The 13,687-nt window shown below is 38.2% G+C and carries 12 protein-coding genes and 1 pseudogene; 3 read left to right on the forward strand and 10 right to left on the reverse strand.

Annotated features, from left to right (window positions below; genetic code table 11):
• Positions 1-406 precede the first annotated feature (406 nt).
• The 6 genes from HWX15_RS04615 to HWX15_RS04640 form a co-directional block, all read right to left on the reverse strand.
• Entirely contained in the window at positions 407-1,585 is a 1,179-nt protein-coding gene (locus HWX15_RS04615) for an acetyl-CoA C-acetyltransferase (RefSeq protein WP_050242832.1), read from the reverse strand.
• Positions 1,586-1,602: 17 nt separating this feature from the next.
• The gene (locus HWX15_RS04620; protein ID WP_050242833.1) at positions 1,603-2,448 is read right to left on the reverse strand and encodes a 3-hydroxybutyryl-CoA dehydrogenase; all 846 of its coding nucleotides are present in this window, start codon (positions 2,446-2,448) and stop codon (positions 1,603-1,605) included.
• 81 nt (positions 2,449-2,529) lie between these two features.
• Positions 2,530-3,738, reverse strand: coding sequence for an acyl-CoA dehydrogenase FadE (gene fadE, locus HWX15_RS04625; RefSeq protein ID WP_050242834.1), 1,209 nt, complete (start codon positions 3,736-3,738; stop codon positions 2,530-2,532).
• Positions 3,739-4,262: 524 nt separating this feature from the next.
• A complete protein-coding gene (gene hpf, locus HWX15_RS04630) occupies positions 4,263-4,811 on the reverse strand; it encodes a ribosome hibernation-promoting factor, HPF/YfiA family (protein ID WP_050073478.1) in 549 nt (182 codons plus the stop codon).
• Positions 4,812-4,890: 79 nt separating this feature from the next.
• Positions 4,891-5,553, reverse strand: a complete 663-nt coding sequence (locus HWX15_RS04635; protein WP_175880405.1) for a ComF family protein — start codon at positions 5,551-5,553, stop codon at positions 4,891-4,893.
• A complete protein-coding gene (locus tag HWX15_RS04640; protein ID WP_175880406.1) occupies positions 5,550-6,848 on the reverse strand; it encodes an ATP-dependent helicase ComFA in 1,299 nt (432 codons plus the stop codon). Before HWX15_RS04640 ends, HWX15_RS04635 begins: the two co-directional genes overlap by 4 nt.
• A gap of 56 nt (positions 6,849-6,904) precedes the next feature.
• On the opposite strand from HWX15_RS04640, the gene HWX15_RS04645 reads away from it, so the two are divergent.
• The 3 genes and pseudogenes from HWX15_RS04645 (at position 6,905) to cysK (ending at position 8,752) form a co-directional block, all read left to right on the forward strand.
• The gene (locus HWX15_RS04645; RefSeq protein WP_112444668.1) at positions 6,905-7,540 is read left to right on the forward strand and encodes a YigZ family protein; all 636 of its coding nucleotides are present in this window, start codon (positions 6,905-6,907) and stop codon (positions 7,538-7,540) included.
• A gap of 93 nt (positions 7,541-7,633) precedes the next feature.
• Positions 7,634-7,729, forward strand: a pseudogene (locus HWX15_RS10310) (PH domain-containing protein); the annotation flags it as partial.
• Positions 7,730-7,825: 96 nt separating this feature from the next.
• Positions 7,826-8,752 carry a cysteine synthase A gene (cysK, locus tag HWX15_RS04650; RefSeq protein ID WP_175880407.1) on the forward strand — a complete coding sequence of 309 codons (927 nt, stop codon included), beginning with the start codon at positions 7,826-7,828 and terminating at the stop codon, positions 8,750-8,752.
• 121 nt (positions 8,753-8,873) lie between these two features.
• Here the strand turns inward: cysK and tsf are convergent, their stop codons facing one another.
• The 4 genes from tsf to pcsB form a co-directional block, all read right to left on the reverse strand.
• Positions 8,874-9,914, reverse strand: coding sequence for a translation elongation factor Ts (gene tsf, locus HWX15_RS04655; RefSeq protein WP_000808091.1), 1,041 nt, complete (start codon positions 9,912-9,914; stop codon positions 8,874-8,876).
• Between the two features lie 79 nt (positions 9,915-9,993).
• Positions 9,994-10,773, reverse strand: coding sequence for a 30S ribosomal protein S2 (rpsB, locus tag HWX15_RS04660; RefSeq protein ID WP_000268470.1), 780 nt, complete (start codon positions 10,771-10,773; stop codon positions 9,994-9,996).
• Between the two features lie 233 nt (positions 10,774-11,006).
• Complete coding sequence (locus HWX15_RS04665) at positions 11,007-12,263, reverse strand: ISL3 family transposase (protein WP_050213065.1); 1,257 nt, start codon at positions 12,261-12,263, stop codon at positions 11,007-11,009.
• A gap of 159 nt (positions 12,264-12,422) precedes the next feature.
• Positions 12,423-13,601, reverse strand: a complete 1,179-nt coding sequence (pcsB, locus tag HWX15_RS04670; protein ID WP_112445445.1) for a peptidoglycan hydrolase PcsB — start codon at positions 13,599-13,601, stop codon at positions 12,423-12,425.
• Positions 13,602-13,687: the final 86 nt, after the last annotated feature.

Below are 13,687 nucleotides of genomic sequence, written 5' to 3' on the forward strand. Positions count from 1 at the left end.
TACATATATGAGCATTAAAAAATAGTTCATTTCAACAATATCAACTACCTTAAGTCTAGGAAAATATATAGCGAAGTGAATCTGGACTAGTGCAATATCGTTTCTAAACTATTATAAATTGATTTGAATTCAAAAATTAAATTGTTAAATTCTTGTTTCACTTTAATATATAAGTTACTTCTTAAACGCCTTTTCCTAACAGCTCTACTACAATTCTTATCCAGCAGACTTAGATCTTAATTTAATCTATGTTCCATGGCTGCTACTAACTTACACTATCAAAAATACCTTATCACGCAGCATCATGAAGAGCATGCGTGATAAGGTATAAGAATTATCAGTTTCCAAATAAAACTCTATTTAATAATGGTATATTAAAAGAAAGACACACGACATAAATAGTTCATTAGCGTTCAACGATAAGAGCTGTGCCCATACCGCCTCCAATACATAGAGTCGCTAATCCAGTTTTGGCATCGCGCTTCATCATCTCATGTACAAGAGTCACTAGGATACGACAACCTGAGGCTCCGATTGGATGACCAAGAGCAATAGCACCACCGTTAACATTGACAATATCTGTATTGAAACCAAGCGTTTTACCAACCGCACAAGCCTGGGCGGCAAAAGCTTCATTTGACTCAATCAAGTCAAGATCATCAACTGTCAAATTGCCTTTTTCAAGAGCCTTGCGTGTCGCATAAATCGGTCCACATCCCATAATCTTAGGATCCAAACCTGCGCTTGCATAAGAACGAATGCGAGCAATCACTGGAAGTCCTAATTCTTCAGCTTTGTCAGCACTCATGACCAAGACAGCTGCTGCTCCATCATTGATACCAGAAGCATTCCCCGCCGTAACAGAACCGTCTTTTTTGAAAACAGGACGTAACTTAGACAAGCTTTCCAAGCTGGCATCTTTTCTAGGAAATTCGTCTGTATCAAAGACAACCGGATCTCCTTTACGTTGCGGAATGACCACTGGAACAATTTCTTCTTTAAAGCGTCCAGATTCTATAGCTGCCACTGCTCTTTTTTGTGATTCTAAAGCAAGAGCATCTTGATCATCTCTGCTAATACCATATTCTTCAGCCACATTCTCAGCTGTAATCCCCATATGATATTCGTTGAAGGCATCAGACAACCCATCTTTAATCATGGTATCAACAACGTTAGAGTCTCCCATGCGTCCTCCCCAGCGGAAGTTTGGCAATACGTATGGAGCTTGACTCATATTTTCTGCCCCACCAGCTACGATAATATCAGCATCCCCACACTGAATAGCTTGAGCAGCCAATTGTACTGCCTTCAAACCTGAACCACAAACCTTATTGATAGTAAAAGCTGGTGTAAATTCAGGGAGTCCTGCATGAATACTCATTTGGCGAGCCACGTTTTGACCTAAACCTGCGCCTAGGACATTCCCCATGATCACTTCATCTACCTGCTCTGATTTAATATTCGCTTTTTCCAAAACACTCTTAATTACCAAAGAGCCCAATTCGACAGCTGAAATATTCTTCAAGCTTCCTCCAAAGGAACCTAAAGGAGTACGTACCGCCGATACAATAACTACATCTTTCATGACTACCTCCATTTTTTCTAGTAAGTAAAGAACCCTTCTTTTGACTTACGTCCCAATTTTCCAGCCTCTACCATTTTCTTCAAAAGAGGAGCAGGACGGTATTTTTGATCACCAAATCCTTGGTTCAAAACACCCATAATTGCAAGGCAAACATCCAATCCAATCAAATCGGCCAAAGCTAAGGGACCAATAGGATGATTCGCACCTAGTTTCATTGCCTCATCTATTTCTTCAGCACTAGCAACTCCTTCTCCTAAGATATAAATAGCTTCATTGATCATAGGAATCAATACACGGTTTACTACAAATCCATAAGAATCTTTAACATCAACAGGAGTTTTTCCAATTTTCTTTGTAAGTTCACGGATTTCTGCCACTACTTCATCCGAAGTCTGCAAAGCTTTAATCACTTCAACTAATTTCATCACTGGAGCAGGATTAAAAAAGTGCATTCCAATCACACGTTCTTGGTTCTTAGTTGCGGCTGCAATATCTGTGATAGATAGAGAGGAAGTATTTGATGCTAGAATTGTTTTAGAATCTGTGATTTCGTCCAATTGTTTAAATATACTGAGTTTAATATCACGATTTTCAGTCGCAGCCTCGATAACCAATTGTACATTTTTCGCATCTTCATATGAAGTAGAAGGAATTAAATTGGCAACCACTTTGTCTTTCTCATCTGCAGATAGACGTCCTTTTTCAACCGAACGTTCCAACTGTTTTGTTATGTTATTCAATCCTCGTTGAACAAATTCTTCTTTGATATCATTCAAATAAACCGTAAATCCAGCTTGAGCAAATACTTGAGCAATACCACTTCCCATCTGACCAGAGCCAATTATCATTACATTTGAGATCATTTTTTCTCCTTTTTATTCTAAGTAAATCACATTATGAAGCAAGGACGATTGAAAACAAACCCTTCAATCGTCCTAGTTCTATTAAACAAATGCACCCAATCCAGTAATTTCACGACCTACAATCAAAGCATTGACTTCGTGCGAACCTTCATAAGTATAGATTGATTCCGCATCTGCAAAGAATCGTGCCACATCTGTTTCCAAAGTAATACCATTACCACCACATGTTTCACGCGCAAGAGCTACTGTTTCACGCATTACTAAGGAGTTATGCATTTTCGCTAGAGCAGAATTGAGCATCAACTCATTACCCTCTTCCTGCATTTCAGCAATACGAGTTGAGTAAGCAAGAGCTGCTACAGCATTAGCTTGCATTCTAGCTAATTTTTCTTGAACAATTTGGAATTTGGCAATCGGACGCTTAAACTGTTGACGATCTTTTGCATATTTAAGAGCTGCCACATATGAACCACATGTTACTCCCATAGCAATATGCGCTACATCGGCACGAGTAAATGTTAGAATACGTGCTACATCTCCAAATCCATTGATGTTAACCAAACGATCTGAGTCTGGAACTTCTACATTCTTCATTGTAATATGACCATTGCGGATACAACGCAGTGCAATCTTATGTGGAATAGGCTCTGCATGGTAGCCAGGGGCACCTTTACGGACAATAAAACATTTCACCTTACCGTCTGCCACATCACGAGCAAATACAGGAACAACATCTGCTGTATCTGAACCACCAACCCAACGCTTTTCTCCGTTCAAAATCCACTTATCTCCAACACGCTCAGCAGTTGTTGATAGACCACCAGCAATATCAGATCCAGAAAGCGGTTCTGTTAAGGCAAAACATCCTTGCCAGTCAAATGAAGCTAACTTAGGAAGAAATTCTTTCTGTTGTCTTTCATCCCCACCCAATAAAATAGTGTTATAGCAAAGTCCTCCATGAACTGTATAGAACGTTGCGATTGAAGCATCGAAGCGAGCTAGTTCCAAATATAAAAATGTGATGTACAATTCAGATGGTTTATAGCTTCCTTCACGCCCTTCAAACAATTTTGGATTGTTCATGATTTGAGCACCCTTAGCGACAGCGTAAAATTCCTCAAATGGGAAATCAGGTTTTTCCCAGTATTCGTTGATAACTGGACGTAGATGTTTTTCAATCAAACGACGAGTTTCTTGTAGTACTTCAGCTTCCCCTAATGTTAAACCATCAGCGTAATGAAAGAGATCCTCAGGATATAGTTCACGTAAAATTTCTTGTTTTGTTGCCATAGTTATGACTCCTTCTTTTATTTTAAGAACGCTTACATTTTATTGCTCGCTATTTGTTGACAAGTCCATTCTATCGCTTCAACCAGTATTTTGTCTACTTAATAAAAATGAATAGAGCTATAAGTTGAATTTATAGATAGTTCTTCCACTTACTTTTTGAAAATTTATCCATAGACACAAGCCATCTCTCTTATATAATCAATAACTGTTTTCTTCCAAACTTCCATTCTACAATCTACACACCCTCTAAAATCTCAGTAATTATTTAGATATCTATTATTCCTCATAGCTACTTGTATTACAAAAGACAAAATAGATAAAAAATACTGAAACTAGACATAGTCGCTTTATATAGTGAAATAAAATCTAAACAAATTGACTAGGAAATTCAATCCAATTACTAGCAATATTTTAGCACCTAATACGTTCAACTCTAATTTCAATTAGCTACACAAACTCCCTCTTTCTTGAAATATAAAAAGTGATTTACCCGAAAGTAAACCACTTTTTATATTTCATTTTTCTTAAGATTCTTTAACCTCTAACAAACCAATTTCGCCATCTTCACGACGATAAATCACATTAGTTGTTTGATCTTCAACATCCACATAGATAAAGAAATCATGTCCCAACAAATCCATCTGTAGAATAGCTTCTTCCAAATCCATTGGTTTTAAATCAATTTGTTTTGAACGAACAACTTTAGACTGGACAACATTTGAATCTTCCACCAAAGCATCTGTAAATAATTGACTAGTTGCTACCTTATTTTTATTTTTACGCTCGATTTTTGTTTTGTTTTTACGAATCTGACGTTCAATTTTATCAGTTACAAGGTCAATTGAACCATACATATCTTGAGACACATCTTCTGCACGGAGAGTAATAGATCCAAGCGGAATCGTTACTTCCACTTTAGCTGTTTTTTCACGATAAACTTTTAAGTTAATTCGGGCATCCAACTCTTGTTCTGGCTGGAAGTACTTTTCGATCTTTTCGAGTTTAGAAACTACATAATCACGAATTGCTTCTGTTACTTCTAGGTTTTCACCACGGATACTATATTTAATCATATGAGTACCTTCTTTCTAAACATTTTTGTTTTTATAATTTTATTATAACGCTTTCATTCTATTTTTGCAAATTTTTTCCTCATCTTACAAGGGAAAATGTTTTTACATCCTTAGCACCAGCTTCTTCCAACAGTTTCTTCACACGATTTATAGTTGCTCCTGTAGTATAGATATCATCTATAAGTAGGATTTTTTTAGGAATGCGGACTCCACTTTTAATAAAGAAAGGAAGTTCTGTCGCCAAGCGCTCTGAGCGACTTTTAGAAGAACTGGTCCGCTCTTCTCTCTTCTCTAGTAAGTCTTGAAAAGAGAACCCTGCTGCTTCAACTAAACCTTCAACCTGATTAAATCCTCTATCAGCATATCTATCAGGACTTAGGGGAATGACAACAAATTGATACTCTTTGTACTTTTTTAACTCCGCACTTAAAAATGAAGCGAACACTTTTCTTAAAAGAAAGTCTCCATCAAACTTATACCTACTAAAAAAATCCTTCATAGCTTGATTGTAAGTGAAAATCGCTCTATGACTGACCTCAACTCCTTCTTTACACCAAAATTGACAATCTTGACATTTTATTGACAAACCTGTTTTCATACAATTTGGACAGTTCTCTTCCCCAATTCTTTCAAAAGTAGAATCACAATCTAAACAAAGACAGGAGGCATCATTCTTCAGAAGTAAGAGACTACTAAAAGTTAAAACAGTCTTCATAGTCTGCCCACATAACAAGCATTTCATAGACCAGCCTCCTTATTCATCATCTGAATTTCCTTAATCGCCTTCTTGATTGAATCATTTAACCCATCATGGAAGAAAAGCAAATCTCCTGTCGGTCTATCCATGCTTCGTCCAACTCGTCCACCAATCTGAATCAAGCTTGACTTGGTAAACAGACGATGATTAGCCTCTACTACGAAAACATCCACACAAGGGAAGGTAACTCCACGCTCCAAGATTGTCGTACTGATAAGTATTGTCAGTTCTCCATCTCGAAAAGCTTGTACCTGCTCTAATCGATTTTCTGTGATAGAAGATACAAATCCAATTTTCTCATTTGGAAATTGCTCCTGTAATATTTCTTTTAACTGCTCCCCTTTCTTAATTTCTGAAGCAAAAATAAGCAACGGATAAGCAGTCTTTCTCTGCTTCTCAATATAGGACTTTAAATTTGGTGACAAACGATTCTTATCCAAATAGCGATTAAAATCCGATAACCAAACTGGCTTAGGAATAATCAACGGATTTCCATGAAATCGTCTAGGCAAACTCAATCGTTTCAATTCTCCTAAACGGACCTTTTTATCTAACTCATCGGTCGAAGTCGCTGTTAAAAAGATTCTCAATCCATTCTCCTTTACACTATTCTTGACAGCGTGGTAAAGCGTGGGATTGTCAACATAAGGAAAAGCATCTACTTCATCCACTATCAGCAAATCAAAAGCTTGATAAAATTTCAATAACTGATGGGTCGTTGCAACAACTAATGGTGTTCGAAAATACGGCTCTGATTCTCCATGTAGGAGGGCTATCTCGCAAGAAAAATCATTTTGCAGGCGCTTATACAGCTCTAAACAAACATCTATGCGAGGACTAGCCAAACATACTGCACCACCTCCATTGATCACTTTAGCCACTACTTGATAAATCATTTCTGTCTTTCCAGCCCCTGTTACCGCATGTACTAAGGTTGGCTCGTGCTTGTCTTCTGCTTGAAGCAGTCCCTCTGACACCTTCTCTTGAAAAGGAGTTAATTGACCGCGCCATTTGAGAACATCTTGCTTCGGAAAATCCTCCTGCGGAAAATAATATAAAGTTTGATCACTTCTGACTCGCTTCATCAGCAAGCACTCTCGACAATAGTAAGCACCGATGGGCAAATACCATTCTTCTAAAATAGGACTATTACAACGTTGACAGAACAATTTACCCTTCTCCTTTCTCATTGCTGGAAGTTTCTCCGCCAACTGACGCTCCTCTTCTGTTAATTCATTCTCAGTAAATAAACGACCGAGATAATCTAAATTTACTTTCATACTTCTTTATTCGTAAAAACCTAGCGCTTTAGATGATTTTTTAGTACAATTAAATCATGGAATTTAGAACAATTAAAGAGGACGGACAAGTCCAAGAAGAAATCAAAAAATCCCGCTTTATCTGCCATGCCAAGCGTGTTTATAGCGAAGAAGAGGCTCGTGACTTCATTACTGCCATCAAAAAAGAACACTACAAAGCGACACATAACTGCTCTGCCTTTATTATTGGAGAACGTAGTGAAATTAAACGTACAAGTGATGATGGTGAGCCTAGTGGTACTGCTGGTGTTCCCATGCTTGGGGTACTAGAAAATCACAATCTCACCAATGTCTGTGTGGTCGTAACACGCTACTTTGGTGGTATTAAACTAGGCGCTGGAGGACTAATTCGTGCTTACGCCGGCAGTGTTGCCTTAGCCGTCAAAGAAATTGGCATCATTGAAATAAAGGAACAAGCTGGCATTGCTATTCAAATATCTTACGCTCAGTACCAAGAGTACAGTAACTTCCTTAAAGAACATAATCTCATGGAGCTAGATACAAATTTTACAGATCAAGTCGATACGATGATTTATGTTGATAAAGAAGAAAAAGAAACTATTAAAGCTGCACTGGTGGAGTTTTTTAATGGAAAAGTCACTTTAACTGATCAAGGTTTACGCGAAGTTGAGGTTCCTGTAAACCTAGTGTAAACAATAGATAATACAGTGTTTCACTGATATTTTTACCGCTACTTTAATTAGCAACATAAAAAGGTTCTTGCCAAGACTTACTAGAAAATTAAGCAATTCAAAAAGAAAACTGATAACTTTCTTCTTTACACCTATTTACTAAAATTAACTTATCACAATCGCTTAAAAATTAATGGCTTAGACCTGTGATATAAAAAAATCCTATCGCTCCGATAGGATTTCTATATTTTACAAATGGTATAGTTAGCGTTATACTAGAAATATCTTATACAAAGAGGTATTCATATGTCTATTTATAACAACATTACTGAACTAATCGGTCAAACTCCGATTGTTAAACTCAACAACATTGTGCCAGAAGGTGCTGCAGATGTCTATGTAAAACTTGAAGCATTTAACCCTGGTTCTTCTGTAAAAGACCGTATTGCTCTTAGCATGATTGAAAAAGCTGAACAAGACGGTATTCTGAAACCTGGTTCTACTATTGTTGAAGCAACAAGTGGAAACACTGGTATTGGACTTTCATGGGTAGGGGCTGCTAAAGGGTATAAAGTTGTTATCGTTATGCCTGAAACTATGAGTGTGGAACGACGTAAGATTATCCAAGCCTATGGTGCTGAACTCGTCCTTACGCCTGGTAGCGAAGGAATGAAAGGTGCTATTGCTAAGGCTCAAGAAATCGCTGCTGAACGTGATGGTTTCCTTCCTCTTCAATTTGACAATCCAGCTAATCCAGAAGTACACGAAAGAACAACAGGAGCTGAAATACTAGCTGCTTTCGGTAAAGATGGACTAGATGCCTTTGTTGCTGGAGTGGGTACCGGTGGAACGATTTCTGGTGTTTCTCATGCACTCAAATCAGCAAATTCAAACATTCAAGTTTATGCAGTGGAAGCTGATGAATCTGCTATTCTATCTGGTGAAAAACCTGGTCCTCACAAAATTCAAGGTATATCAGCTGGATTTATTCCTGATACACTTGATACTAAATCCTATGATGGTATCGTTCGTGTAACATCAGATGATGCTCTTGCACTCGGACGTGAAATTGGTGGAAAAGAAGGCTTCCTTGTAGGGATTTCTTCAGCCGCAGCTATCTACGGAGCCATCGAGATTGCCAAAAAATTAGGTACAGGTAAAAAAGTCCTTGCTCTAGCACCAGATAACGGTGAACGTTATCTCTCTACAGCACTCTATGAATTTGAAGTTTAGTCTCCTAAATGCACTTAGCCCTTATTATAGGGCTTTTTATTTTTACCTTGAAAATAGGAAGCTCTCCCTATAGGGATCGACTGCATAGAAAAAAGGAAGCAAATTTACTTCCTTTCTATAATTAGTTATTCAAGGCTGCTGCCATTGTAGCTGCAACTTCAGCTTCAAAGTCGTTTGCAGCTTTCTCAATACCTTCACCAACTTCAAAGCGAGCGAACTCAACTACTGAAGCGTTAACTGATTCAAGATATGCTTCAACTGTCTTGCTGTCATCCATGATGTAAACTTGTGCAAGAAGTGTGTAAGCTTGGTCAACTTTAGTATTGTCAAGCATGAAGCGATCCATTTTACCTGGGATGATTTTGTCCCAGATTTTTTCTGGTTTGCCTTCTGCAGCCAATTCAGCTTTGATGTCAGCTTCAGCTTGAGCAATAACATCATCAGTCAATTGAGCTTTTGATCCATATTTCAAGTGTGGAAGAGCTGGTTTGTTAACCATTGCACGGCTTTCGTTATCTTGGTCGATAACGTGGTTCAATTGTGCCAACTCATCTTTAACAAATTGCTCATCCAATTCTTTGTATGAAAGAACTGTTGGTTTCATAGCAGCGATGTGCATTGAAATTTGTTTAGCAAGTGCTTCGTCTCCACCTTCGATTACAGAGATAACACCGATACGTCCACCGTTGTGTTGGTATGCTCCGAAGTGTTGTGCATCTGTTTTTTCAATCAAAGCAAAGCGACGGAATGAGATTTTTTCTCCGATAGTCGCTGTTGCAGATACGTATGCAGCTTCAAGAGTTTCACCTGAAGGCATAGTCAAAGCAAGAGCTTCTTCGTTGTTAGCTGGTTTTCCTTCAACGATTGCTTTAGCTGTTGCGTTTACCAACTCAACAAATTGAGCGTTTTTCGCAACGAAGTCAGTTTCAGCATTTACTTCAACAACTGCTGCAATGTTACCATCAACATAAACACCAGTCAAACCTTCTGCAGCAACACGGTCAGCTTTCTTAGCTGCTTTTGCCATACCTTTTTCGCGAAGCAATTCAATCGCTTTTTCGATATCGCCTTCCACTTCAACCAATGCTTTTTTAGCGTCCATAACACCGGCACCAGATTTTTCACGCAACTCTTTTACAAGTTTAGCTGTAATTTCTGCCATTTTAATTCTCCTATATTTTTTTGAAAATAGGAGAGCCGGGCTAAGCCCCGCCCTCCTAGGTAATTACTATTTATATGAATTAAGCGTTGTCGCCTTCTACAACTTCAACGATTTCTTCAATTGAATCTGCTTGAGTTTCTGAAGCTACAAATTCTGCTTCAACTGCTACTGCATCTTCACCTTGACGTCCTTCGATGATAGCGTCAGCCAATTTAGCTGTGATCAATTTAACAGCGCGGATAGCATCATCGTTAGCTGGGATGATTACATCGATATCATCTGGATCAGTGTTTGTGTCAACCATCGCTACAACTGGGATTCCCAATTTCTTAGCTTCTTTAACAGCGATTTGCTCTTTATGTGGGTCAACTACGTACATCACATCTGGAATACGAGGCATATCTTCGATACCACCCAAGAATTTTTCAAGACGTGCACGTTGTTTGTTAAGAAGTGCAACTTCTTTCTTAGGAAGAACTTCGAAAGTTCCATCTTCTTCCATACGTTTGATTTCTTTCAAACGAGCGATACGTTTTTGGATTGTTCCCCAGTTTGTAAGAGTTCCACCCAACCAACGGTGGTTGATGAAGTATTGACCTGAACGTACTGCTTCTTCAGCAACTGCATCAGCTGCTTGTTTCTTAGTACCAACGAACAATACAACTGCATCGTTAGCTGCCGCATCACGCATGAAGTCGTATGCTTGGTCAGCGTATTTTACAGTTTGTTGCAAGTCGATAACGTGGATTCCGTTACGTTCTGTAAAGATGTATTTAGCCATCTTAGGGTTCCAGCGACGAGTTTGGTGACCAAAGTGTACACCAGCCTCAAGAAGTTGTTTCATTGAAATTACTGCCATGAGTATTTCTCCTTTTTGTTTTTTTCCTCTTCTTGACTTCAACTCGCAAAACGACCCAAGGGCAACTGCTTCACAATTCATCAAGAATGAGTATTATCGTTCACACGACAATTTTTATTCTACCATACTTTTTCGATATTTTCAAGCTATTTTGATGGGATTTTTAATCGTTATTGTCTCTGGTAAAACCTAAAAAAGAGGCTCTTTGTCAACTGTAGTGGGTTGAAGAAAAGCTAAGATCTAGAAAGGACGAAATTCGTCCTTTCTTTTTTGATGTTGAGAGCGATAAAAATCCTTTTTTTGAAGTTTTCAAAGTTCCGAAATCCAAAGGCATTTCGTTTGATAAGTTTGATGAGATTATTAGTTGCTTCTAATTTGGCATTAGAATAAGGTAGTTGAAGGGCATTGACAATCTTTTCTTTATCCTTGAGGAAGGTTTTAAAGACAGTCTGAAAAAGAGGATGAATCTGTTTAAGATTGTCCTCAATGAGTCCGAAAAATTTGTCTGGCTCCTTGTTCTGAAAGTGAAAGAGTAAGAGTTGATAGACATTGTAGTGGTGTTTCAAGTCTTCTGAATAGCTCAAAAGCTTATCTAGAATTTCTTTATTCGTCAAGTGCATACGAAAAGTAGGGCGATAAAATCGTTTATCACTCAATTTACGACTATCCTGTTGAATGAGTTTCCAGTAGCGTTTAATAGCCTTATATTCATGGGATTTTCGCTCAAATTGATTCATGATTTGAACACGGACACGACTTATAGCACGGCTTAAGTGTTGCACAATATGAAAACGATCTAGAACAATTTTAGCACATGGAAAAAGCTGTTTAGCCAAGTCATAATAAGGACTAAACATATCCATCGTAATGATTTTCACCTGACAACGAACGACTCTATCGTAGCGCAGAAAGTGATTTCGTATGATAGCCTGTGTTCTGCCTTCAAGAACAGTGATGATGTTGAGATTATCAAAATCTTGTGCAATGAAACTCATCTTTCCCTTAGTGAAGGCATACTCGTCCCAGGACATAATCTTAGGAAGACTAGAAAAATCAGGCTTAAAACGGAAGTCATTAAGCTTGCGAATGACAGTTGAAGTTGAAATAGCCAGTTGATGAGCGATATCGGTCATAGAAGTCTTTTCAATCAACTTTTGCGCAATTTTTTGGTTGATAATACGAGGGATTTGGTGATTCTTCTTGACGAGAGGGGTCTCTGAGACCATTATTTTAGAGCAATGATAGCACTTAAATCGACGCTTTTTAAGAAGTATTCTAGTAGGCATACCAGTCGTTTCGAGGTAAGGAATTTTAGACGGTTTTTGAAAGTCATATTTCTTCATTTGACTTTCGCAATCAGGACAAGAGGGGGCCTCATAATCCAGTTTAGCGATAATTTCCTTGTGTGTATCCCTATTGATGATATCCATAAATTGGATATTAGGGTCTTTGATATCGAGCAGTTTTGTGATAAAATGTAATTGTTCCATATGAATCTTTCTAATGAGTTGTTTGGTCGCTTTTCATTATAGATCTTATGGGACTTTTTTTCTATACAAAAATAGGCTCCATAATATCTATAGAGGATTTACCCACTACAAATATTATAGAGCCAAAAAAGAGGGCTCTATTCGAGTCCCTCTCTCTAATTAGTCTGCATAAATATATGTCACAAAACCTTCAGAAGTCGTTGTTGGATTAAACCATCCACGGTGGTTTCCAAGTGTGCGATTACCTGCATAGTTTGATTCTGATACTTGGATACGTGTTGTTGATTCAACAGCTGTAACAACCGCTACGTGTCCATATCCACCATCGTTCCAACATGCAATTGCTCCAACTTGAGGTGTCGATCCTGTACGGAATCCTGCTGCAGCTGCACTTGTAGCCCACTGTGCTCCATTACCCCAATAGTCTCCAGCCCAAGGTGCTAATGTTTTAACTCCCCAGGTACATTCTCCAATTGGATAAGTTGAGGCATCCGTGTTATATGTTGGACGTACTTTAGCCTGAACAGGTGCTACTGCAGATTCAGATACTGCTTGTACCTGTGCTGTTAGGTTTGTATTCCCTGAAGCAAGTACTGATTGTTGTTGGCTAGCTTGTTTTTCTTTATAAGCTGCTTCTGCTGCCGCAGCTGCACGAGCCTCTGCCTCAGCTGCTGCTTTTTGTTCTAATAGACTTGCCTTTTCCCCTTCAGCTGTCGCTTTCTCAGCAGCAAGACTCAATTCAGCAGCTTTTAGTTCTGCCTGTTTAGTAGTCAATGCTTGAGCATCATCTGCCAATTTTTGTTGATTAGCAATTACAGTATTGATAGCATCATTGTTTGCTACTTGCTTTTCAGAAATAGCTTTTTTATCTGCCTTTTGTTGTTCTAACATTTTGTTATTCGCAGATACGATTTCACTCATTGCAGCAACACGTGAAATAGCTTCTGTAATTGATTTTGAGTTTACAATGGTATTGATATAGCTAGTTGCGGCTCCATTTGTTTGAGCACTACGAGCTTGTTTTTCCAAAGATTGGTTACGAGAAACAATGTTTTTAGAAAGTTCTGTAATCTCACCCTCGAGTTTCTTAGATTCTGCTTGTAATCTATCATTTTCAGATTGCAAGTTAGATTGCTCTGCTTGAATAGCAGATACTTGCTCCTGAATTTGATCAACTTGTTTTTGTGCTTCTTCTTGTTGTGCTGTTAAGTTACTAATTTTATTATCTTGAGCAGCAATTTTGTCATCAGTCGTTTCTGCATGGGCAGTCGTCAATACTGCTGCCTGGGAAACCATTACTGTACTTAATAAAAGCGAGGCTAAGATTTTTTTCTTCATGGTTAATAAATACTCCTTCTGTTTAAGACAATACTAGTATACCAAAAAAAAACTCCAATAAATATTACGCCTTTGTTACATTTATA

The sequence above is a fragment of the Streptococcus thalassemiae genome (assembly GCF_903645285.1).
GTDB classification, from domain to species: domain Bacteria; phylum Bacillota; class Bacilli; order Lactobacillales; family Streptococcaceae; genus Streptococcus; species Streptococcus thalassemiae.

Coding starts and splice junctions, on each gene's coding strand:
- HWX15_RS04665 (WP_050213065.1), bottom strand. CDS start 12,263: ATGGAACAATTACATTTTATCACAAAACTGCTCGATATCAAAGACCCT.
- cysK (WP_175880407.1), top strand. CDS start 7,826: ATGTCTATTTATAACAACATTACTGAACTAATCGGTCAAACTCCGATT.
- HWX15_RS04615 (WP_050242832.1), bottom strand. CDS start 1,585: ATGAAAGATGTAGTTATTGTATCGGCGGTACGTACTCCTTTAGGTTCC.
- HWX15_RS04635 (WP_175880405.1), bottom strand. CDS start 5,553: ATGAAATGCTTGTTATGTGGGCAGACTATGAAGACTGTTTTAACTTTT.
- tsf (WP_000808091.1), bottom strand. CDS start 9,914: ATGGCAGAAATTACAGCTAAACTTGTAAAAGAGTTGCGTGAAAAATCT.
- HWX15_RS04645 (WP_112444668.1), top strand. CDS start 6,905: ATGGAATTTAGAACAATTAAAGAGGACGGACAAGTCCAAGAAGAAATC.
- hpf (WP_050073478.1), bottom strand. CDS start 4,811: ATGATTAAATATAGTATCCGTGGTGAAAACCTAGAAGTAACAGAAGCA.
- HWX15_RS04620 (WP_050242833.1), bottom strand. CDS start 2,448: ATGATCTCAAATGTAATGATAATTGGCTCTGGTCAGATGGGAAGTGGT.
- fadE (WP_050242834.1), bottom strand. CDS start 3,738: ATGGCAACAAAACAAGAAATTTTACGTGAACTATATCCTGAGGATCTC.
- HWX15_RS04640 (WP_175880406.1), bottom strand. CDS start 6,848: ATGAAAGTAAATTTAGATTATCTCGGTCGTTTATTTACTGAGAATGAA.
- rpsB (WP_000268470.1), bottom strand. CDS start 10,773: ATGGCAGTAATTTCAATGAAACAACTTCTTGAGGCTGGTGTACACTTT.
- pcsB (WP_112445445.1), bottom strand. CDS start 13,601: ATGAAGAAAAAAATCTTAGCCTCGCTTTTATTAAGTACAGTAATGGTT.